This window comes from Paenisporosarcina antarctica, from assembly GCF_004367585.1.
Taxonomy (GTDB): domain Bacteria; phylum Bacillota; class Bacilli; order Bacillales_A; family Planococcaceae; genus Paenisporosarcina; species Paenisporosarcina antarctica.
Genome location: NZ_CP038015.1, coordinates 153,589 through 174,773 on the forward strand (window position 1 = coordinate 153,589; position 21,185 = coordinate 174,773).

At 41.1% G+C, this 21,185-nt stretch carries 23 protein-coding genes and 1 other annotated feature; all 23 genes read left to right on the top strand.

Annotation, left to right across the window (positions count from 1 at the left end; translation table 11 throughout):
* Positions 1 to 73: 73 nt before the first annotated feature.
* The 23 genes from E2636_RS00740 to rpsC all read left to right on the top strand — a co-directional run bounded on the left by E2636_RS00740 (position 74) and on the right by rpsC (position 21,185).
* Complete coding sequence (locus E2636_RS00740; protein ID WP_017381017.1) at positions 74 to 322, top strand: ribosomal L7Ae/L30e/S12e/Gadd45 family protein; 249 nt, start codon at positions 74 to 76, stop codon at positions 320 to 322.
* A gap of 101 nt (positions 323 to 423) precedes the next feature.
* Positions 424 to 846, top strand: coding sequence for a 30S ribosomal protein S12 (gene rpsL, locus E2636_RS00745; protein WP_017381018.1), 423 nt, complete (start codon positions 424 to 426; stop codon positions 844 to 846).
* A gap of 48 nt (positions 847 to 894) precedes the next feature.
* A complete protein-coding gene (rpsG, locus tag E2636_RS00750; protein ID WP_017381019.1) occupies positions 895 to 1,365 on the top strand; it encodes a 30S ribosomal protein S7 in 471 nt (156 codons plus the stop codon).
* A gap of 53 nt (positions 1,366 to 1,418) precedes the next feature.
* On the top strand, positions 1,419 to 3,494 hold the full coding sequence (gene fusA / locus E2636_RS00755) for an elongation factor G (protein ID WP_134208135.1): 2,076 nt from the start codon (positions 1,419 to 1,421) through the stop codon (positions 3,492 to 3,494).
* Between the two features lie 122 nt (positions 3,495 to 3,616).
* Positions 3,617 to 4,804, top strand: coding sequence for an elongation factor Tu (gene tuf, locus E2636_RS00760; protein WP_017381021.1), 1,188 nt, complete (start codon positions 3,617 to 3,619; stop codon positions 4,802 to 4,804).
* Between the two features lie 130 nt (positions 4,805 to 4,934).
* Entirely contained in the window at positions 4,935 to 5,075 is a 141-nt protein-coding gene (locus tag E2636_RS18830) for a hypothetical protein (RefSeq protein WP_166669460.1), read from the top strand.
* Positions 5,076 to 5,618: 543 nt separating this feature from the next.
* Positions 5,619 to 5,870 (top strand) — a binding site (T-box leader).
* Between the two features lie 86 nt (positions 5,871 to 5,956).
* Positions 5,957 to 7,687 carry a biosynthetic-type acetolactate synthase large subunit gene (ilvB, locus tag E2636_RS00765; RefSeq protein ID WP_134208138.1) on the top strand — a complete coding sequence of 577 codons (1,731 nt, stop codon included), beginning with the start codon at positions 5,957 to 5,959 and terminating at the stop codon, positions 7,685 to 7,687.
* Positions 7,684 to 8,196, top strand: coding sequence for an acetolactate synthase small subunit (ilvN, locus tag E2636_RS00770; RefSeq protein WP_017380563.1), 513 nt, complete (start codon positions 7,684 to 7,686; stop codon positions 8,194 to 8,196). Before ilvB ends, ilvN begins: the two co-directional genes overlap by 4 nt.
* Positions 8,171 to 9,265 (top strand): ketol-acid reductoisomerase, encoded by a 1,095-nt coding sequence (gene ilvC, locus E2636_RS00775; RefSeq protein WP_407670290.1) that lies wholly within the window; start codon positions 8,171 to 8,173, stop codon positions 9,263 to 9,265. The genes ilvN and ilvC overlap by 26 nt, the downstream gene beginning before the upstream one ends.
* Positions 9,252 to 10,793, top strand: coding sequence for a 2-isopropylmalate synthase (locus E2636_RS00780; protein WP_134208142.1), 1,542 nt, complete (start codon positions 9,252 to 9,254; stop codon positions 10,791 to 10,793). Before ilvC ends, E2636_RS00780 begins: the two co-directional genes overlap by 14 nt.
* A gap of 33 nt (positions 10,794 to 10,826) precedes the next feature.
* On the top strand, positions 10,827 to 11,927 hold the full coding sequence (gene leuB / locus E2636_RS00785) for a 3-isopropylmalate dehydrogenase (RefSeq protein WP_134208144.1): 1,101 nt from the start codon (positions 10,827 to 10,829) through the stop codon (positions 11,925 to 11,927).
* Between the two features lie 18 nt (positions 11,928 to 11,945).
* Positions 11,946 to 13,364 (top strand): 3-isopropylmalate dehydratase large subunit, encoded by a 1,419-nt coding sequence (gene leuC, locus E2636_RS00790; RefSeq protein WP_134208146.1) that lies wholly within the window; start codon positions 11,946 to 11,948, stop codon positions 13,362 to 13,364.
* A gap of 27 nt (positions 13,365 to 13,391) precedes the next feature.
* A complete protein-coding gene (gene leuD, locus E2636_RS00795) occupies positions 13,392 to 13,982 on the top strand; it encodes a 3-isopropylmalate dehydratase small subunit (RefSeq protein WP_134208148.1) in 591 nt (196 codons plus the stop codon).
* A gap of 83 nt (positions 13,983 to 14,065) precedes the next feature.
* The gene (locus E2636_RS00800; protein ID WP_134208150.1) at positions 14,066 to 15,001 is read left to right on the top strand and encodes a threonine ammonia-lyase; all 936 of its coding nucleotides are present in this window, start codon (positions 14,066 to 14,068) and stop codon (positions 14,999 to 15,001) included.
* 441 nt (positions 15,002 to 15,442) lie between these two features.
* Positions 15,443 to 16,762: a Na+/H+ antiporter family protein gene (locus tag E2636_RS00805; RefSeq protein ID WP_134208152.1), complete on the top strand. Its 1,320-nt coding sequence runs from the start codon at positions 15,443 to 15,445 to the stop codon at positions 16,760 to 16,762.
* A 257-nt stretch (positions 16,763 to 17,019) separates the two neighbouring features.
* Positions 17,020 to 17,328 carry a 30S ribosomal protein S10 gene (rpsJ, locus tag E2636_RS00810; protein WP_017381521.1) on the top strand — a complete coding sequence of 103 codons (309 nt, stop codon included), beginning with the start codon at positions 17,020 to 17,022 and terminating at the stop codon, positions 17,326 to 17,328.
* Between the two features lie 51 nt (positions 17,329 to 17,379).
* Positions 17,380 to 18,009: a 50S ribosomal protein L3 gene (rplC, locus tag E2636_RS00815; protein ID WP_017381520.1), complete on the top strand. Its 630-nt coding sequence runs from the start codon at positions 17,380 to 17,382 to the stop codon at positions 18,007 to 18,009.
* A gap of 25 nt (positions 18,010 to 18,034) precedes the next feature.
* Positions 18,035 to 18,658 carry a 50S ribosomal protein L4 gene (gene rplD, locus E2636_RS00820; RefSeq protein WP_134208154.1) on the top strand — a complete coding sequence of 208 codons (624 nt, stop codon included), beginning with the start codon at positions 18,035 to 18,037 and terminating at the stop codon, positions 18,656 to 18,658.
* The gene (rplW, locus tag E2636_RS00825) at positions 18,658 to 18,942 is read left to right on the top strand and encodes a 50S ribosomal protein L23 (RefSeq protein WP_017381518.1); all 285 of its coding nucleotides are present in this window, start codon (positions 18,658 to 18,660) and stop codon (positions 18,940 to 18,942) included. The genes rplD and rplW overlap by 1 nt, the downstream gene beginning before the upstream one ends.
* A gap of 45 nt (positions 18,943 to 18,987) precedes the next feature.
* A complete protein-coding gene (gene rplB, locus E2636_RS00830; protein ID WP_134208156.1) occupies positions 18,988 to 19,824 on the top strand; it encodes a 50S ribosomal protein L2 in 837 nt (278 codons plus the stop codon).
* A 60-nt stretch (positions 19,825 to 19,884) separates the two neighbouring features.
* Positions 19,885 to 20,163 carry a 30S ribosomal protein S19 gene (gene rpsS, locus E2636_RS00835; protein ID WP_017381516.1) on the top strand — a complete coding sequence of 93 codons (279 nt, stop codon included), beginning with the start codon at positions 19,885 to 19,887 and terminating at the stop codon, positions 20,161 to 20,163.
* Positions 20,164 to 20,183: 20 nt separating this feature from the next.
* On the top strand, positions 20,184 to 20,525 hold the full coding sequence (rplV, locus tag E2636_RS00840; RefSeq protein ID WP_017381515.1) for a 50S ribosomal protein L22: 342 nt from the start codon (positions 20,184 to 20,186) through the stop codon (positions 20,523 to 20,525).
* A 3-nt stretch (positions 20,526 to 20,528) separates the two neighbouring features.
* Positions 20,529 to 21,185, top strand: a complete 657-nt coding sequence (gene rpsC / locus E2636_RS00845; RefSeq protein ID WP_017381514.1) for a 30S ribosomal protein S3 — start codon at positions 20,529 to 20,531, stop codon at positions 21,183 to 21,185.

A 21,185-nucleotide genomic window follows, 5' to 3' on the forward strand; every position in this document is an offset into this window, starting at 1 on the left:
ACAGAAAAACATTTGAATGTTAACATATTCAAGGTTGATAGTTGAAGGTCTGGGTCTTTGGAGGATATGGTAAATGTCTTATGAAAAAGTAAATCAGGCGAAGAAAACCGTCATAGGTACTAAGCAAACAGTAAAAGCAATTCATGGTGGCCATGTACTAGAAATTCTCGTGGCTCGTGATGCAGACAATCGAATCACCCAACCAGCTCTTCTAGCAGCGAAAGAAAATGGTGTGAAGATTGATTATGTAGAGTCTAAAATAGAACTCGGTAAAGCCTGCGGACTCCAAGTGGGTGCGTCAGTTGTTGCAATTACTATGTAACAGTTTTTGTGTATATAAACACAGGAACTTTGTTTTTTACCCAAAAATGAACCACCTGGATGTGTGGTATTACAAGGATAAGATGAAGGGAGGAATAATCGATGCCTACAATTAACCAATTAGTACGTAAGCCTCGTAAGCCCAAAACTGTCAAATCTGGTTCTCCAGCTTTGAACAAAGGGTATAATAGTTCTAAAAAAACGTTAACTAACGTTAACTCACCACAAAAACGTGGGGTGTGTACTCGTGTTGGTACAATGACACCAAAAAAACCAAACTCAGCGCTTCGTAAATATGCGCGTGTACGTTTAACTAACCTACTTGAGGTTAACGCGTACATTCCGGGTGAAGGTCACAACCTTCAAGAACATAGTGTTGTTCTACTTCGCGGAGGAAAAGTAAAAGATTTACCAGGTGTACGTTATCATATCGTCCGCGGTGCTCTTGATACTGCTGGTGTAGCTAAGCGTATGCAAAGCCGTTCGAAATATGGTACTAAACGCCCTAAAGTTAAAAAAAGCTAATAAATATTAAAAAATAAAATACAGTTTTACTCGAAAGGAGGAAAACACATGCCTCGTAAAGGTCCTGTTACCAAACGTGATGTGTTACCAGATCCAATTTATAAATCAAAATTAGTTACTCGCTTAATCAACAAAATTATGGTCGATGGTAAGAGAGGTACTTCTCAAAAAATTCTTTATGGAGCGTTTGAACTTGTTTCAGAACGTTCAGGTAAAGATGCATTGGAAGTCTTTGATGCTGCATTAGCAAACATCATGCCATTACTTGAAGTTAAAGCTCGCCGTGTAGGTGGAACTAACTATCAGGTGCCAATAGAAGTTCGTCCAGACCGTCGTTCTACATTAGGTCTTCGCTACTTAGTAAACTATTCTCGTCTTCGTGGAGAGAAAACAATGGAAGAGCGTTTAGCTAATGAAATTCTTGACGCTTCTAACAACACAGGTGCTTCAGTGAAGAAACGTGAAGAAATGCACAAAATGGCGGAAGCAAATAAAGCATTTGCTCATTACCGCTGGTAGGATTTTTCATCCACTAATCATTTTAAATTGACTTTGGAAGGAGAAATACAAATATGGCTAGAGAATTCTCCTTAGAGAATACACGTAATATTGGAATCATGGCTCATATCGATGCTGGTAAAACAACAACTACAGAGCGTATTCTTTATTACACAGGTCGTATCCACAAAATTGGTGAAACGCACGAAGGTGCTTCACAAATGGACTGGATGGAGCAAGAGCAAGAACGTGGAATCACGATCACTTCTGCTGCAACAACAGCTGCTTGGAAAGGTCACCGCGTAAACATTATCGATACTCCGGGGCACGTAGACTTCACTGTTGAAGTTGAACGTTCACTTCGTGTACTTGATGGTGCTGTAGCGGTTCTTGATGCTCAGTCTGGTGTTGAACCTCAAACTGAAACAGTATGGCGTCAAGCTACAACTTACGGCGTACCACGTATTGTTTTCGTAAACAAAATGGATAAAATCGGAGCTGACTTCCTATATTCTGTAGGAACACTTCATGATCGTTTAGCAGCAAATGCACATCCGATTCAGTTGCCAATTGGCGCTGAAGATGACTTCGAAGCGATTATCGACTTAGTCGAAATGAATGCAATTTTCTTTGGTAACGATGAAGGAACTGACATCCAAGTTAGAGAAATTCCTGAATCACATATGGAACTTGCAAACGAATGGCGCGAGAAGTTAATTGAAGGTGTTGCAGAACTTGATGAAGCACTAATGGAGAAATACCTTAATGCTGAAGAAATCACAAAAGAAGAATTAAAACTTGCTATCCGTAAAGGTACGCTTAGTGTAGAATTCTTCCCGGTTGTTCTTGGTACTGCTTTCAAAAACAAAGGTGTTCAAATGATGCTTGACGCAGTAATCGACTATCTTCCAGCACCGACAGATGTACCGCCAATGATGGGTACACTTCCGGATTCTGAAGAAGAAGAATTGCGTAAACCGCATGATTCTGAGCCTTTCTCTGCATTAGCATTTAAAGTTATGACGGACCCTTACGTTGGTAAGTTAACATTCTTCCGCGTATACTCTGGTTCTCTTTCTTCTGGTTCATATGTGCAAAACTCTACAAAAGGTAAACGTGAACGTGTAGGTCGTATCCTACAAATGCACGCAAACTCTCGTGAGGAAATTGCAGAAGTTTATTGTGGTGATATCGCTGCAGCTGTTGGTCTTAAAGACACAACAACTGGAGACACCTTGTGTGATGAAAAACAACAAATCATACTTGAGTCTATGGTATTCCCTGAACCAGTTATCTCGTTATCTGTAGAGCCGAAGTCAAAAGCTGACCAAGATAAAATGGGTCAAGCTTTACAAAAGCTTCAAGAGGAAGATCCTACTTTCCGTGCTCACACTGACGTAGAAACTGGTCAAGTTATCATTGCTGGTATGGGTGAACTTCACTTAGATATTATTGTTGATCGTATGCGTCGTGAATTCAAAGTAGAAGCTAACGTGGGCGCGCCACAGGTTTCTTACCGCGAAACATTCCGTGGATCAGCTTCAGTTGAAGGTAAGTTCGTTCGCCAATCTGGTGGACGTGGTCAATTCGGACACGTTTGGATTGAATTCTCTCCAAACGAAGAAGGAAAAGGCTTTGAATTCGAAAACGGAATCGTCGGTGGTAGTGTTCCACGTGAATATATCCCAGCTGTTGAAGCAGGTCTTCGTGACTCAATCAAAAATGGTGTAATCGCAGGATATCCACTTATTGACATCAAGGCTCGTCTATTTGACGGTTCTTACCATGATGTTGACTCAAATGAGATGGCGTTTAAAATTGCTGCTTCTATGGCTCTTAAAAACGCAGTATCAAAATGTAAACCAGTACTTCTTGAGCCGCTTATGCGTGTTGAAGTAGTTATCCCTGAGGAATACCTTGGTGATATTATGGGTGACATTACATCTCGTCGAGGACGCGTTGAAGGTATGGACGCTCGTGGAAACGCGCAAGTAGTACGTTCAATGGTTCCACTTTCTCAAATGTTTGGTTACGCAACTTCATTGCGTTCTAACACGCAAGGCCGTGGTGTATTCTCAATGCACTTCGATCACTATGAAGAAGTACCAAAATCAATTGGTGAAGAAATTATTAAAAAAAATAAAGGTTAATAATTGCATGTTAACTTTTTAAATAAGTATAGTTATTACGAAAGCGTTGAGTGTTGAGGGTACTAGTCCTTCAACACTACTATTAAAAACTAATCATATAAATTTTGAGGAGGACTTCTCTAATGGGTAAAGCTAAATTTGATCGTTCTAAAACACACGTAAACATTGGTACAATTGGTCACGTTGACCATGGTAAAACAACTTTAACTGCAGCAATCGCAACAGTTCTTGCTAAACGTTCTGGTGGTACTGCAATGAGCTATGCACAAATTGATAACGCTCCTGAAGAAAAAGAGCGCGGAATCACAATCAACACTTCTCACGTTGAGTATGAAACTGCAACTCGTCACTATGCACACGTTGACTGCCCAGGACATGCCGATTATGTTAAAAACATGATCACTGGTGCTGCACAAATGGATGGCGGAATTTTAGTAGTATCTGCTGCTGACGGCCCAATGCCACAAACACGTGAGCACATCCTTCTTTCACGTCAAGTTGGTGTTCCATTCTTAGTAGTATTCATGAACAAATGTGACATGGTAGATGACGAAGAATTACTTGAATTAGTAGAAATGGAAGTTCGTGATCTTCTTTCTGATTATGATTTCCCTGGCGACGACATTCCAGTAATTAAAGGTTCTGCTCTTAAAGCTCTTGAAGGCGAAGCAGAATGGGAAGAAAAAATCGTTGAATTAATGGACGCTGTTGACGCTTATATCCCAATGCCTGAACGTCAAACTGACAAGCCATTCATGATGCCTGTTGAGGATGTATTCTCAATCACAGGTCGTGGTACTGTTGCTACTGGTCGTGTAGATCGTGGACGTATTAAAGTTGGAGATCCTGTTGACATCATCGGTATCACTGAAGAACCGAAATCAACAATCGTAACTGGCGTTGAAATGTTCCGTAAACTTCTTGACTATGCAGAAGCTGGTGACAACATCGGTGCTCTTCTTCGTGGAGTATCTCGTGATGATATCCAACGTGGACAAGTTCTGGCTAAGCCGGGTTCAATTACTCCACATACTGAATTTAAAGCTGAAGTTTATGTTCTTTCAAAAGAAGAGGGTGGACGTCATACTCCATTCTTCACTAACTACCGTCCACAGTTCTACTTCCGTACAACTGACGTGACTGGTGTTTGTAATCTTCCTGAAGGCGTTGAAATGGTTATGCCTGGAGACAACATCGAAATGACTGTTGCTCTTATCGCTCCAATCGCGCTTGAAGAAGGTACAAAGTTCTCTATCCGTGAGGGTGGACGTACTGTTGGTGCTGGTGTAGTTGCGACTATCACTAAATAATTAATAACTTAAAGAAGATCTTGCCGGGACGCTGGTAAGATCTTTTTTTGTCTAAAATTTGACGGAGAGATGTCTGAATACTGCGGAATATACACCTCGCCAACTGAAATAAATCACAAATAAAACTTAAATGGCATACATAAAGCAACTAACACTTCACAATACAGCAGCTCAGCGAAAATCAAATCAATATAGTCAATCGGGGTATTTTTGTGGGAGAAATTGGGCGAGCGGGAATAAAGTGATTGCCAAAGGGAATAAATCGATTTGAACGGGAATAAACAGTATTCGAATGGGAATAAATACCTCACCAACGGGAATAAATTAAAATGAACAGGAATAAACATAGCAATTCAACAAATCACACGCATGTAATGATCTGCTGAATTAAAATACTTAGAAATTGTTCCTACATAATAAGTTTTTTTAGAGCAGATATGTCATCTGCTTTTTTTTTGTATTTACTCAATACTCACTTTTTTAACCTGTAATCCTAAAATGTCTAAAACTTTTTTAAAATTATAAAAACATTATTAGATTAACAATGAAAACGGTTACAATTTTAATGAATATTCATAATTAACAAATTATTTAAAATATATTGATTGACACCCTTTAAAATAGACGTTACGATAGCAACAATTTACAAATACCAAATGCAAATTAACTGGTCAATATGTAAATTTAAAAGTTCACCAACGGATTGATTTTTTATTCTTGAGTGGAATGTTCGAAGGATTTTATTCATACAATAAAAACGGAAATGCTAACCAATTGATTTTCTCAACTGGATATTAATAAACAATCATATAAAGACAATTCAATGACGAGGTTAAAGTAACGGAAATTGTATTCTCAGAGAGCCGACGGTGGTGCAAGTCGGTAATACACCCATTTACGACATCCCCTCCGAGTGGAGTGCTGAAAGGTTCATACCGATTAGGCATTCCCGGTAACCGTTCCAATCAAGGTTATCGTTATCAACGGACTAAGCATCGCGCTTGTCCATGAGGCTGCGTTTACGCAGTGAAATAGGGTGGTACCATGAAGCTTTTTCATCCCTATACAAAGAATATGTTTCTTTGTGTAGGGATGGAAAAGCTTTTTTATTTTTTATTCCACCGAGGCATAAGAAAGAAGGAGGCGGAAGGTTTGGAAGCAAGTTCTAAATTTGTAGAAAAAGCGATTCAGAAACTACCGGGTAGGGGTGCAGATGTACTGATTCAATCTTTAAAAGACCAAGGTGTAGACGTTATTTTCGGTTATCCAGGTGGTGCGGTGCTACCGATTTATGATGCATTGCATCAAAATCCAATCCGTCATGTGCTTGCCCGTCATGAACAAGGTGCAATACACGCAGCTGAAGGGTATGCCCGTGTATCAGGAAAAACGGGAGTCGTCATCGCTACATCAGGACCGGGAGCAACGAACCTGGTGACTGGAATTGCAGACGCTATGCTCGATTCAATTGCACTGGTGGTATTTACAGGGCAGGTAGCAAGTGGAGTAATTGGGACAGATGCTTTTCAAGAAGCCGATATCTTAGGAATCACACAACCAATTACAAAACATAGTTACCAAGTAAAGAACGTGAAAGATTTGCCTCGAATTATCAAAGAGGCATTTTATATTGCTTCTACTGGTCGACCAGGACCTGTCGTTGTGGATATACCAAAAGATATTTCAACGAACCTGTTTGTAGCGACTAACGCAAAAGATGAGGACGTGTACTTACCAGGCTACCAACCAACGACTAGTCCTAACTATCTTCAAATCCAAAAGGCAGCACAGACACTGTCTCAGGCGAAGAAACCGCTAATCTTAGCGGGTGCGGGTGTCTTAACCGCCAAAGCGACTAAGGAGCTAAAGGAATTTGTGGAACGTAATCAAATTCCAGTTACAAATACGTTGCTTGGACTTGGTAGCATAGCCGGAAATCATAAGTTATTTCTTGGAATGGCTGGAATGCATGGAACGTATACAGCAAATACAGCCATTTGTGAATGCGATGTCCTACTGAATATTGGTGCACGGTTCGATGATCGGTTAACAGGAAATCTCGCACATTTTGCACCTAATGCGAAAGTAATCCACATCGATATTGATCCAGCTGAAATTGGTAAGAATGTTCCGACAGCAATTCCGATAGTAGCTGATGCGAAACAAGCACTGCTAGAGCTGTTGAAACAATCATTCGAAGCACCGGATACAACAGAGTGGTTAGACTGTTTGTCGCAAAACCAGATAGACTATCCTCTGCAGTATAACGCAGAAAAACAACAGGGAATTCTTCCACAGCAAGCGATTCAATTGATACATCGCATAACAGGAGGAGATGCAGTTGTCACAACTGATGTTGGACAGCATCAAATGTGGGCAGCGCAATATTACGCATTCAATCATCCGGATAACTGGGTAACTTCAGGGGGGCTCGGGACGATGGGCTTTGGATTCCCTGCAGCAATTGGGGCACAACTTGCAAAGCCCAATTCCAAAGTTATTGCGATTGTAGGAGATGCTGGATTTCAAATGACCTTGCAGGAATTATCCCTGCTTCAGGAACTTCGCCTTCCTGTTAAAGTAGTCATTTTAAATAATCAATGCCTTGGTATGGTAAGGCAATGGCAAGAAACCTTCTATGAAGGACGCTTTTCTCAGTCTCTAATTCATGTGCAGCCAGATTTTGTGAAATTGGCGGAAGCTTATGATATTAAAGGATACAAAGTAGAGACGCTAGAAGAAGCGGAAGTTGTATTCGCAGAAGCACTTAATTCAAATGAACCAGTATTAATTGATTGTCGGGTCGTGCAGATGGAAAACGTTTATCCAATGGTCGCACCAGGGAGAGGTTTGAACGAGATGATCGGGGTGAAAGGTGAATGAAACGAGTTATAACAACTACGGTAATTAATCAAAGCGGTGTGCTTAACCGCGTTACTGGGCTTATGATGAAACGTCAGTTCAACATCGAAAGTATTTCCGTTGGGCACACCGAACAGCCTGGAATGTCGAAAATGACATTTGTGGTAAATGTGGTAGACGAAGGAAAACTAGAGCAGCTTTTAAAACAGCTACAGAAACAAATCGATGTGATCAAAGTAAATGACATTACGGATAAAGCAATTGTTTTGAGGGAGTTGGCATTAGTCAAAGTAGTCACTCCACCGTCTGTCAGAAATGAAATTCGCACAATTGTTGAGCCATTCCGAGCGACGGTTGTTGATATGAGCAAAAATGTAACAACGTTTCAAGTAACAGGTGAACCGAACAAAATTGAAGCGTTCATTGATTTAATGAAGCCATATGGTATTAAAGAACTTACAAGAACTGGCGTATCAGCATTCGTCCGGGAAACACAAAAAGCCTATACAGACCAATTATCTATTTTATAAAAAAAAAACCAACAAACTCGAGGAGGAAATTAAAATGGTAAAAATGTATTATAACCAAGACGTAAACGAACAGGTATTGAAAGGTAAAAAAATTGCAGTTATCGGGTACGGATCTCAAGGTCATGCGCATGCACAAAACTTAAAGGATTCAGGATTTAATGTTGTCGTAGGTGTACGTGCAGGTAAATCATTTGATCAAGCACAAGAAGATGGCATGCAAGTGGCGTCAGCTTCAGAAGCGGCAGCGGCGTCGGATATCATCATGATGCTAGTTCCGGATGAGCGTCAAACACAAATTTATAACGATGATATTAAACCGTCATTGACAGCTGGGAAATCGTTAGTATTTGCCCACGGCTTTAATGTTCATTTCAATCAGATTGTAGCTCCTAAAGATGTAGATGTGTTTTTAGTGGCACCTAAAGGACCAGGGCATCTAGTTCGTCGTACATTTGAAGCTGGAGCAGGAGTTCCTGCATTAATCGCGATTCATCAGGATGTTACAGGGCAAGCAAAGGAAATCGCACTTGCTTACGCAAAAGGGATTGGTAGTACACGTGCAGGAGTGTTAGAAACAACGTTTAAAGAAGAGACAGAAACTGATTTGTTCGGTGAGCAAGCTGTATTATGTGGTGGCTTAACTTCTCTTGTAAAAGCTGGTTTTGAAACGCTTGTAGAAGCTGGATACCAACCGGAACTTGCCTATTTTGAATGTATGCATGAATTGAAATTGATTGTAGACCTTATGTATGAAGGTGGAATGTCAGGAATGCGTTATTCGATTTCGGATACAGCACAATGGGGAGATTTCGTTTCAGGCCCGCGTGTTGTGGATGCTGATACGAAAGCCCGCATGAAGGATATCCTTACAGACATCCAAACAGGGAAGTTTGCCAAAGGATGGTTGCTTGAAAACCAATTAAATCGTCCGGAATTCACTGCAATTGAAAAAGCAGAAGAAACTCATCAAATCGAAGTAGTAGGTCGTAAACTTCGCGCAATGATGCCATTTGTAAATGAAGGGAAAAAAGTTAAAGAAAAAGAGGTGGTCGCAAGTGCGCGTAATTGACATCTTTGATACTACGCTAAGGGACGGAGAGCAGTCAGCAGGTATCAATTTAAATACAGCTGAAAAAATTGAAATCGCCCGGCAGCTTGAACGTTTTGGAGCAACGATCATCGAGTCCGGATTTCCAGCTTCTTCACCAGGTGATTTCGATGCTGTACAACGAATTGCTGGCATCGTAAAGAATTCAATTATTACAGGGCTTGCCCGCTCAGTTAAAAGTGATATTGATCGAGCGTGGGAAGCATTGAAAGGCGCTGAACAGCCTCATATTCATATTTTCTTGGCTACTTCACCTATTCATATGGAACATAAGTTGATGAAAACTCCTGACCAGGTAGTGGAAATCGCAGTTGAGTCTGTTAAATACGCACGTAAGTTCTTCCCGCTTGTTCAATGGTCAGCCGAAGATGCTTCTCGCTCTGATCCGGAATTTTTGGCTTTTATTATCAAAAAAGTGATCGAAGCAGGTGCGACAACGATTAATCTTCCAGATACGGTGGGGTATGCAACCCCAAGCGAATACGGAGCCTTATTTAGATATATGAAAGAAAATGTAACTGGTATCGAAAAAGTGAAACTTTCTGCACATTGCCACGATGATTTAGGTATGGCGACAGCAAATACGCTTGCAGCTATTGAAAATGGTGCAGATCAAGTTGAAGGTACTATTAATGGAATCGGAGAACGTGCAGGGAATGTTGCTTTAGAAGAAATTGCAGTTGCCTTGCACATCCGAAAACAAATATATGGTGTTAACACGGGTGTCAATTTGAAAGAAATTAAGCGAACTAGTCAACTGGTTAGTCAGTTGACGGGTAGCTTGATTCAGCCTAACAAAGCGATTGTTGGGAAGAATGCCTTTGCTCACGAAGCGGGTATTCACCAAGATGGTATGCTGAAAAACCCATTAACTTATGAGATTATTACTCCAGAATTGATTGGAGACGCAAGCACTGAACTCGTTCTAGGAAAACACTCTGGCAGACATGCTTTTAAAGACCGTGCTATTAAGATGGGCTTTGAGTTGAACGATGAGAAGTTAAATAAAGCATTTGCGGAGTTTAAAAAGCTAGCAGATAGCAAAAAAGAAATTCTGGAAGCAGACCTATTTGTATTACTAACAGATCAGCAAATTAACGAAAAACATATACCTGTCTATGAATTAGACAGTGTGCAAGTACAGTACGGTACAGATAGTATTCCAATTGCTACTGTATCAGCCCGCCAACCGAATGGTGAACTAATTAGTCAATCAGCTGCTGGAGCAGGGGCTGTTGAAGCCATATTTAACACGTTAGAACGTATTGTCGCTGGTAAAGTCCATATATTGGATTACCGTGTAACCTCCATTGGGAAGGGACGCGACGCATTGGGCGAAGCGGTCATTAACCTAAGTTATAACGGGGATACGGTTACGGGACGTGATGTTGCACAGGACGTCTTGGAAGCATCAGCAAAAGCTTATTTAAACGCAGTGAATCGTCAACTTGTAAAATCGAATCAAAAAGTAGAAGTAGAAGCAGGATAAAAGATAAGTGAATAGGAAAAGGAGGAATTTCTAATGGAAAAGACAATAGCAGTATTGCCCGGAGACGGAATCGGACCAGAAGTTACAGAAGCAGCAGTCAAGGTGCTGAAATCCATTGCAATGCGCTATGGACATACTTTTCATTTAAGATATGCTGCAATTGGCGGTATAGCGGTTGATCAATATGAAAATCCGCTGCCTCAGGAAACGATTGAGGTTTGTGAAGCTAGTGACGCAATCCTCCTTGGTGCAGTCGGAGGTTCTAAATGGGATCAACACCCCTCTCATTTGCGACCAGAGAAAGGCTTATTGAGTATCCGAAAGCATTTTGATTTATTCGCAAATATCCGACCTGTAAAAGCGATTCCTTCACTTTTAGATTCGTCACCATTGAAAGAAGAAGTGGCCAAAGAAGTCGATATGGTTATTGTTCGTGAATTGACTGGTGGTTTATATTTCGGAGAACCAAAACGTAGAAACGAAAAATCGGCAGTCGATACACTGGTTTATACCAGAAAAGAAATCGAGCGCATTGTCAATCATGCTTTTGAAATCGCGCGCACGCGAAGAGGGAAGCTTACTTCAGTTGATAAAGCCAATGTGTTGGAAACGAGTAAACTATGGCGTGAAGTTGTCGAAGAACGCAAGAATGCTTATCCTGATATCGAAGTGGAGCATATGCTAGTTGATTCGGCAGCCATGAAATTGATCACCAATCCTAGAGGGTTTGATGTTATGGTCACTGAAAATATGTTTGGTGATATTTTAAGTGATGAAGCATCGGTAATCACTGGATCTCTTGGAATGCTACCTTCTGCTAGTCTTCGTGCTGATGGATTCGGTCTCTACGAACCAGTACATGGCTCTGCGCCAGACATCACAGGGCAAAACATAGCAAACCCATCTGCAGCCATTTTATCAGCTGCCATGATGCTAAGACATTCTTTCAACCTTCATTCAGAAGCGTCGGCTATGGAAGAAGCAGTGATGGGCGTATTGGAAGACGGTTATTGTACGGTTGACCTGTTCAAGGACGGTAAACGCGTCGTCTCGACTGATACATTCGTTACAAAAGTCATTGAAGAGCTTGAAAGAGAATTTGTATCTGAACACATCATGTTCTCTTATATTTAATGGGAAGGAGCGCTTCGAATGCCGAAAACGATTATTGAGAAAATTTGGGAACAACATATTGTTTACGAAGAACAAGGTAAGCCAGACCTCCTTTATATAGATCTTCATTTATTACACGAAGTCACTTCCCCTCAAGCATTTGAAGGCTTAAGGCTTAATGGGCGGAAAGTTCGTCGTCCGGATTTATGCTTTGCCACGATGGACCATAATGTACCTACGAGAAACCGTGATACCATTAAAGATCCAATTTCTCGCAAGCAAATTAAAACGTTGCAGGATAATTGTGATGAGTTCGGCGTACCGCTTGCAGGGATGAATCATCCTGACCAAGGGATTGTACACGTCATTGGACCAGAGTTAGGATTAACACAGCCAGGCAAGACCATCGTCTGTGGTGACAGTCATACATCAACACATGGAGCATTCGGTGCTTTGGCGTTCGGCATCGGGACGAGTGAAGTGGAGCATGTACTGTCGACTCAAACCCTTTGGCAATCAAAACCGAAGACAATGGAAATTCGTATCGATGGGGAACTTGGATTCGGCGTTACGGCAAAAGATGTCATTCTAGCGATTATCGCGAAGTTTGGAATTGATATGGGAACGGGTCATATTGTAGAGTACACGGGAGAAGTAATCCGTAATTTTACGATGGAACAACGTATGACAATTTGCAATATGACCATTGAAGCGGGAGCTCGTGCAGGGTTGATTAGCCCTGATGACAAGACGGTTGAATACTTGAGAGGCCGTAGACATGTTCCAAAGGGAGACGCTTTTGATAAAGTAGCAGCGCAATGGTTATCGCTTGCGACGGACCAGGAAGCGGAGTATGACGTCTCTATCTCGATACATGCAGATGAAATCTCTCCGTTTGTCACTTGGGGAACAAATCCTTCCATGGGAGCTGGTATCGAAGGTCATGTACCATTTGCATCTAGTTTTGAAAAACAAGCAGATCGTGAAGCATTGCAGCAGGCACTAGCTTATATGAATCTAGAAGAAGGTACACCATTGTCAGCTATAGACATCCAGCACGTGTTCATTGGTTCGTGCACAAATGCTCGCTTAGGGGATTTGCGGGCGGCTAGCGCGGTGGTGGAGGGTAAAAAAGTGCATCCATCTGTCACAGCAATCGTTGTACCTGGGTCCGCATCTGTAAAAAGACTAGCGGAAGAGGAAGGTTTGGATAAAATATTCCTAGATGCTGGATTTGAATGGCGTGAGACCGGCTGTAGTATGTGTCTAGCTATGAATGAAGATGCGGTTCCTGCAGGGGAACGCTGCGCTTCAACTTCTAATCGAAACTTTGAAGGGCGTCAAGGAGCGGGATCAATGACACATCTGGTCAGTCCAGTCATGGCTGCAGCTGCTGCTATAGAAGGTCACTTCACGGATGTCCGGAAGTATATGCATGAACCAGTGTCATCGTCCTGAATTTGATTACCTGAAGGAGGTCTACAGATGAAGCCAATCAATAAAATTTCAAGTGTGATGACGCCACTTGACCGGAAGAACGTAGATACTGACCAAATTATTTCAAAAGAATTTTTAAAACGTATTGAGCGCACGGGTTTTGGTAAATACTTATTTCATCATTGGCGCTTCAATCCAGATGGAACAACTGTAGAAGATTTCGTTCTCAATGATCAGCGCTTTAACGGTTCTGAAATTTTAGTCGCACAAGAAAATTTCGGTTGCGGCTCTTCTCGTGAACATGCACCATGGGCCATTCAAGATTACGGTTTTAATGTGGTCATTGCACCGAGCTTTGCTGATATTTTTTATAATAACTGTGTGAAAAACGGCATTCTACCGATTCGTCTGTTGAGTCATGAAGTGGAAGAACTCATTAAAAAAGGAAAGCACGAAGAGTATAAACTAGAGGTAAATTTGGAACAGCAAACTGTTTTAGGGCAGGATGGAACTCGTTTAGAGTTTGAAATTGATCCTTATTGGAAAGAAATGCTTCTAAAAGGATGGGATGAGATAGAGCTAACATTCCAACACGAGTCTCAAATCACGGCATATGAAGAAAGAATGCAGCAGGCGTAATTATAACTAATAGAGGAGATGGTTTTGTTGGGAATTCATATAGCACAGCAGGTTTATACAGCGCATTTGAAAAGTTAGCACCAATTGTTCACCGTACTCCGTGTAAACAATCGAGCACATTGAACAGAATTACGGGCAGTGAAGTATTTTTAAAACTTGAAAATCTGCAGAAAACAGGGTCTTTCAAAGTTCGGGGAGCGTTCAATAAAATCAGTCAATTATCTGATGAAGAATGTGCAAAAGGGATTATTGCTGCTTCGGCAGGAAACCATGCACAGGGCGTGGCTCTTGCGGGTAGAGAAAAAGGACTGCAAGTAACGATCTTTATGCCGGAAACTACACCAGAAGCGAAAGTGTTGGCAACTAGGCAATATGGAGCGGATGTCAGATTGATTGGAAAGAACTTTGAAGAAGCATACGCAGCGTCCAAAAAAGAGCAACTCTTAACCGGAGCTGCATTCGTCCATCCCTTCGATGATTTGGCTATCATTGAAGGTCAAGCAACGGTTGCAATGGAAATGCTGCAGCAATGTCCAGACTTAGATACCATCGTTGTTCCAGCTGGGGGCGGAGGATTGCTCGCAGGAACAGCGATTGCGGTTAAATTGATTTACCCGTCCGTCCGAGTCATCGGCGTGCAGGCTCAAAGTGCATCCGCAATCTCCTCAATTTTTCATGGAACAACTAATTCACCCATCCCGTTCTCGCCTACAATGGCAGAAGGGATTAATGTGAAAGATCCTGGCAAATTGACAACAAAAATCATCCAGTCTTATGTGGACGACGTCATCACAGTTAGTGAACAGGAAATTGCTTCATCTATTCTCTTTATGCTGGAGCGTGAAAAAATGCTTGTGGAAGGAGCGGGAGCAGCAGCTGTTGCAGCCGTTCTTTATAATCACTTGCCATTTAACTCCGAGAAAACCGGCATTATCGTTAGTGGCGGTAACTTTGATATCGGCAAGTTGGAAGCATGTAGAAAAATTTCGATGAATTTAGGTAAAGCAAATTCTTTTTAACCAGTTAAACCTTCGCTTAAATGCGGAGGTTTTTTGTTTTCGTTAAGAATGTATAAACTTTTGTGATTCTGCTAGTAGGAGGTAACGGGTAGCTATGTTTAATCCCGTTCATTTTGATTTAATCCTGTTTGATTAGTGCTTAATCCTGTTCACACATAGTTTAATCCCGTTCGCGGTCGCTTTAATCCTGTTCAACACGAGTTTATTCCCGTTCGCCCATTTTCTCCCACAAAACACGAAGTGAGAGAGAGAGATTGTTTGATTTTCATATCCACAATGCCAGATAAACGATATCGGCAAATTTACAATGTCAGAAAATCAACCAAGGACCGAACTCTACTAGCCTAGTAAACCAATTATTTCATGTTGACATCCAAATATAGTTTTGTTAATTTAAGAAGTGCGCTTTAGCGCGTTAGCAAACTAAAGGGGATTAAATGTATGAATGCAGTAATTATTGCCGTTTTGATCATGTTAGTCTTGAGCCTAGTTCGGGTCAATGTGGTCTTTGCATTATTGATTGGAGCACTGGCAGGTGGATTGAGTGGTGGCTTATCATTTATGGAGACGCTCACTTCATTTACAGATGGCCTTGGCGCTGGAGCTACAATCGCACTTAGCTACGCCATGCTTGGAGGATTCGCGGTGGCAATTTCTAGAACCGGAATTCCACAGCTTCTAGTAACAGGCATTTTGAAGATTGTTAATAAGGATGGAGAAGCCACGAGAGGAAATTTAGCGAAAGCATTAATCGTCTTTACACTTCTTGCGATGGCAATCTTCTCGCAAAATCTTATTCCAATTCATATAGCGTTTATACCGCTACTCATTCCGCCGATTCTTCACATTTTGAATGAATTGAAAATCGATCGCAGGTTAATTGCAGCGGTGTTGACATTTGGTTTAACGGCTCCATATATTTTACTACCATATGGATTTGGATTGATTTTTCATGAAATTATTGGTGTGCAAATGGAACTCGCAGGTTTAGCGATAAATATTGAGGATATTCCAAAAGCGATGGTCATTCCAGTCGCAGGACTGCTAGTCGGTTTGGTAATCGCAGTTTTCGTTTCCTACAGAAATCCACGTGATTATCACAATAAAGTTAGTAGTATAGAAGAAACTCAAAGAAAAACGGCTTCAAAAAAAGATGTGTTAGTAACCATCGTAGCTCTGTTGGCAGCCTTATACGCTCAAATTCAAACAGAATCAATGATTATTGGAGCGCTAGCGGGAATCTTGGTACTTTATGTATCTGGAACAATGAAGTGGCGTGAAGCGGACGAAGTATTGACAGAAGGCATGCGTATGATGGCCTTTATAGGATTTGTAATGATTACTGCAAATGGCTTTGCTTCCGTTATTCAAGAGACTGGAGAAATAGGCTCACTTGTAGGAAGTGTTTCATCAGTATTAGGTGAAAACAAAGCACTAGCGGCAATGCTTATGCTTGTAATAGGATTACTAATTACAATTGGTATTGGTTCTTCATTTGCAACGATTCCAATAATCGCTGCTATTTTCGTTCCTTTAGCTATGGAGTTTGGTTTTAGTACACTAGCAATCATTGCATTAATAGGAACGGCTGGTGCACTTGGAGATGCAGGATCACCAGCATCAGATAGTACACTTGGTCCAACAGCGGGTCTCAACGCAGATGGTCAACACAATCATATTTGGGATACATGTGTACCGACGTTTGTACATTACAACATTCCGCTAATGGTCTTCGGTTGGATTGCTGTTATGGTGTTATAGGGAGTAAGAACTTAATGTTCGGACTATTCCTTTTGCTATTGAAAGTAAATAAAATTCGGTATACAATAAGTAAGCATGAAAAAAGAGTTTAGCAAAACACTTGCAATAACCTTTTTCTATATGTATAATGTTGAATGTTGGTCTTTGACTGCTATGATGCGAGAGGTTACCGACACACCCGGCCGCTTTGCCATGGCGGGATGTTGGAAAATTTTCGTTGAGAATGTCTAGTAAATAGGCGAAAAGGAGGAAAAATAATGGCAAAACAAAAAATTCGTATCCGTTTGAAAGCGTATGATCACAGAATTTTAGATCAGTCTGCTGAGAAAATTGTGGAAACTGCAAAGCGTTCAGGTGCAAGTGTATCAGGTCCGATTCCACTTCCAACTGAGAAGTCGGTGTACACAGTTCTTCGTGCGGTTCACAAGTACAAAGATTCTCGTGAGCAATTCGAAATGCGTACGCATAAACGTCTGATCGATATCGTTAACCCAACACCACAAACTGTTGACTCGTTAATGAAGCTTGACTTACCATCTGGCGTTGATATTGAAATCAAACTTTAATGGTAAACAATAAATAGTAATGAACAAACAATTTTGCAGGAGGTGTGACAAATGACTAAAGGAATCTTAGGTAGAAAAATTGGCATGACGCAAGTATTTGCTGAGAACGGTGACTTAATACCTGTAACTGTAATTGAAGCTTCACCAAACATAGTGCTTCAAAAAAAATCAGTTGAAACAGACGGCTACGAATCAATCCAGTTAGGTTTTGAAGATAAGCGTGAAAAGCTTTCTAACAAACCAGCAAAAGGACATGTAGCGAAAGCAGGCACAACGCCTAAGCGCTTCATTCGTGAATTCCGCAGCTTGAACATAGCTGAGTACGAAGTTGGTCAAGAAGTCAAGGTTGAAAGTTTCACAGAGGGCGATATAGTAGACGTTTCTGGTGTGACAAAAGGTAAAGGTTTCCAAGGTGTTATTAAACGCCACAACCAATCTCGCGGACCTATGGCCCACGGATCTCGTTACCACCGTCGTCCAGGTTCAATGGGACCTGTAGCTCCAAACCGTGTATTTAAACAAAAGAAATTACCTGGTCAAATGGGTGGCTCGATGATCACGATCCAAAACTTAGAAATCGTAAAAGTTGATGCTGATCGTAACTTGCTACTTGTTAAAGGTAATGTTCCTGGTTCTCGTAAAGCATTAGTAGTAGTTAAATCAGCTATTAAAGCTAACTAATTTAAAGAGAAAGGAGGAAACAGGAATGCCAAAGGTATCTTTACTTAGCCAAACAGGTTCATCTGTTGGTGAAATTGAATTAAATGATGCGGTTTTCGGAATCGCTCCAAACAATAATGTATTATTTGATGCAGTAGTCTCTCAACGAGCTTCACTACGTCAAGGTAATCATAAAGTTAAAAACCGTTCTGAAGTTGCTGGTGGTGGTCGTAAGCCATGGAAACAAAAAGGAACAGGTCGTGCACGTCAAGGTTCAATTCGTTCTCCACAATGGCGCGGTGGTGGTGTTGTTTTCGGTCCAGTTCCACGTAGCTACAGCTACAAATTACCGAAAAAAGTTCGTCGCTTAGCTCTTCGTTCTGCTCTTTCTGCGAAAGTGTTAGAAGAAAACTTCATCGTTCTTGAAAGCTTAGTGTTCGCTGCACCAAAAACAAAAGATTTCTTGAAAGTGTTGAAAGACCTTTCAATCGCTAAAAAAGCTTTGTTCGTTACAGCTGACCTTGATGAAAGCGTAGCATTATCTGCTCGTAACATCCCAGGTATATCAGTAGTAACAGCAACAGGCATTAATGTTCTTGACTTGCTTGGACATGACAAAATTGTTGTGACAAAAGCTGCAGTTGAAAAAATCGAGGAGGTGCTAGGATAATGGAAGCACGTGATATTATTAAACGTCCGGTCATTACCGAGCGTTCTTCTGAAGTAATGGAAGAGAAAAAGTACACTTTCTTAGTGGACACTCGCGCCAATAAAACTCAAGTTAAACACGCAATCGAAGAAATCTTTGGAGTAGATGTTGAGAAAGTAAACATCATGAACTACAAAGGGAAATTCAAACGCGTTGGTAAATTTGGTGGATATACTAACAAACGTCGTAAAGCGATTGTTAAGTTAACTGCTGAAAGTAAAGACATCGAATTATTCGAGGTTTAATAAATACAGCACTAAAATTGAACTAATAAGAAGGAGGGAATAAACATGGCGATTAAAAAGTATAAACCTACCTCCAACGGTCGACGTAACATGACATCTTCTGATTTCGCTGAAATCACAACAAACAAGCCTCTTAAATCGTTGCTTGAGCCTGTCAAACGTAAAGGCGGTCGTAATAACCAAGGTAAGTTAACTGTTCGTCATCAAGGTGGCGGTCATAAGCGTCAATACCGTGTCATCGATTTCAAACGAATTAAAGATGGCATTCCAGGACGCGTTGCTACTATTGAGTACGATCCAAACCGCTCTGCAAACATCGCATTGATTAACTACTTAGATGGTGAAAGATGTTATATTCTTGCAGCAAAAGGCTTAGAAGTTGGCATGACTATCATGTCAGGTCCTGAAGTTGATATTAAAGTAGGTAATGCATTACCATTACAAAACATTCCTATGGGTTCTACAATCCATAACATCGAAATGAAGCCTGGTAAAGGTGGACAATTAGTACGTTCTGCTGGTACTTCTGCACAAGTTCTTGGTAAAGAAGACAAGTACGTAATTATTCGTCTACAATCTGGTGAAGTTCGTATGATCTTGGGAACTTGCCGCGCTACAATTGGTCAAGTTGGTAATGAACAACATGAATTAATCAACATAGGTAAAGCAGGTCGTAATCGTTGGTTAGGTAAACGCCCAACTGTACGTGGATCTGTAATGAACCCGAACGATCACCCACATGGTGGTGGTGAAGGTAAATCTCCAATCGGACGTAAGTCACCAATGACTCCTTGGGGTAAACCTACTCTTGGTTACAAAACTCGTAAAAAGAAAAACAGATCAGACAAATTTATCGTTCGTCGTAGTAATAGTAAAAAATAATGTTATTCTTCTACGGTTCCAACAGAGAGCCGTAGCGAGATTACTGTGGGAGGTACCAAAATGGGTCGAAGCTTGAAAAAAGGACCATTTGTTGATGACCATCTAATGAAGAAGGTTGACGCACAAAAGGATTCTGAGAAAAAACAAGTGATCAAAACTTGGTCTCGCCGTTCTACAATTTTCCCAACTTTTATCGGATTGACGATTGCAGTATATGATGGACGTAAACACGTTCCAGTATACGTAACCGAAGATATGGTAGGACACAAATTGGGCGAATTCGCACCAACACGTGCGTATAGAGGCCATGGCAACGATGATAAGAAAACAAAACGCTAATTTGAGAGGAGGATATCCTAATGCAAGCTAAAGCTATTCTTAGAACAGTGCGTATTGCCCCTCGTAAAGTGAGATTAGTCGTTGATTTAATCAGAGGCAAGCAAATCGGTGAAGCGGTTGCTATTTTGCGCCTTACTCCTAAGGCGTCATCGCCTGTAGTAGAAAAGGTTTTAAAATCTGCTGTTGCGAACGCTGAGCACAACTATGAGCTAGATGTTAATAAACTAGTTATTTCTGAAGTTTTTGTTGACGAAGGTCCAACATTAAAACGTTTCCGACCACGTGCAATGGGTCGTGCAAGCGCAATTAACAAACGCACAAGCCACATTACTATCGTGGTATCTGAGAAGAAGGAGGGATAACTAGTGGGTCAAAAAATTAATCCAATAGGACTACGAATAGGTATTATTCGTGACTGGGAGTCAAAATGGTACGCTGAAAAAGACTATGCAACTCTTCTTCATGAAGACTTAAGAATTCGTAAATACATCGAAACACGTTTAAAAGAAGCTTCTGTTTCTAAAGTGGAAATCGAACGTGCTGCAAACCGTGTAAACATTTCAATTCACACTGCTAAACCAGGTATGGTTATTGGTAAAGGTGGTACTGAAGTGGAAGCACTTCGTAAATACCTTAATGCTACTACTGGCAAGCGTGTTCACATTAACATTATTGAAATTAAACGTCCGGATTTAGATGCGAAATTAGTTGCGGAAAACATTGCTCGTCAATTAGAAAACCGCGTATCTTTCCGTCGTGCACAAAAACAATCATTACAACGTACTATGCGTTCTGGCGCTAAAGGTATTAAAACTCAAGTATCTGGACGTCTAGGCGGCGCAGACATTGCGCGTGCTGAGCATTATAGTGAAGGTACTGTACCACTTCATACTTTACGTGCTGATATTGATTATGCACATGCTGAAGCTGACACAACTTATGGTAAGCTTGGTGTTAAAGTTTGGATCTATCGTGGTGAAGTCCTTCCAGTTAAGAAGAACTCTGAGGAAGGAGGCAAATAA

What these genes read in the sequence shown, in the direction of transcription:
- E2636_RS00740 (WP_017381017.1), top strand. Translation starts at nt 74, where the DNA reads ATGTCTTATGAAAAAGTAAATCAGGCGAAGAAAACCGTCATAGGTACT.
- rpsL (WP_017381018.1), top strand. Translation starts at nt 424, where the DNA reads ATGCCTACAATTAACCAATTAGTACGTAAGCCTCGTAAGCCCAAAACT.
- rpsG (WP_017381019.1), top strand. Translation starts at nt 895, where the DNA reads ATGCCTCGTAAAGGTCCTGTTACCAAACGTGATGTGTTACCAGATCCA.
- fusA (WP_134208135.1), top strand. Translation starts at nt 1,419, where the DNA reads ATGGCTAGAGAATTCTCCTTAGAGAATACACGTAATATTGGAATCATG.
- tuf (WP_017381021.1), top strand. Translation starts at nt 3,617, where the DNA reads ATGGGTAAAGCTAAATTTGATCGTTCTAAAACACACGTAAACATTGGT.
- E2636_RS18830 (WP_166669460.1), top strand. Translation starts at nt 4,935, where the DNA reads ATGGCATACATAAAGCAACTAACACTTCACAATACAGCAGCTCAGCGA.
- ilvN (WP_017380563.1), top strand. Translation starts at nt 7,684, where the DNA reads ATGAAACGAGTTATAACAACTACGGTAATTAATCAAAGCGGTGTGCTT.
- leuB (WP_134208144.1), top strand. Translation starts at nt 10,827, where the DNA reads ATGGAAAAGACAATAGCAGTATTGCCCGGAGACGGAATCGGACCAGAA.
- leuC (WP_134208146.1), top strand. Translation starts at nt 11,946, where the DNA reads ATGCCGAAAACGATTATTGAGAAAATTTGGGAACAACATATTGTTTAC.
- leuD (WP_134208148.1), top strand. Translation starts at nt 13,392, where the DNA reads ATGAAGCCAATCAATAAAATTTCAAGTGTGATGACGCCACTTGACCGG.
- E2636_RS00805 (WP_134208152.1), top strand. Translation starts at nt 15,443, where the DNA reads ATGAATGCAGTAATTATTGCCGTTTTGATCATGTTAGTCTTGAGCCTA.
- rpsJ (WP_017381521.1), top strand. Translation starts at nt 17,020, where the DNA reads ATGGCAAAACAAAAAATTCGTATCCGTTTGAAAGCGTATGATCACAGA.
- rplC (WP_017381520.1), top strand. Translation starts at nt 17,380, where the DNA reads ATGACTAAAGGAATCTTAGGTAGAAAAATTGGCATGACGCAAGTATTT.
- rplD (WP_134208154.1), top strand. Translation starts at nt 18,035, where the DNA reads ATGCCAAAGGTATCTTTACTTAGCCAAACAGGTTCATCTGTTGGTGAA.
- rplW (WP_017381518.1), top strand. Translation starts at nt 18,658, where the DNA reads ATGGAAGCACGTGATATTATTAAACGTCCGGTCATTACCGAGCGTTCT.
- rplB (WP_134208156.1), top strand. Translation starts at nt 18,988, where the DNA reads ATGGCGATTAAAAAGTATAAACCTACCTCCAACGGTCGACGTAACATG.
- rpsS (WP_017381516.1), top strand. Translation starts at nt 19,885, where the DNA reads ATGGGTCGAAGCTTGAAAAAAGGACCATTTGTTGATGACCATCTAATG.
- rplV (WP_017381515.1), top strand. Translation starts at nt 20,184, where the DNA reads ATGCAAGCTAAAGCTATTCTTAGAACAGTGCGTATTGCCCCTCGTAAA.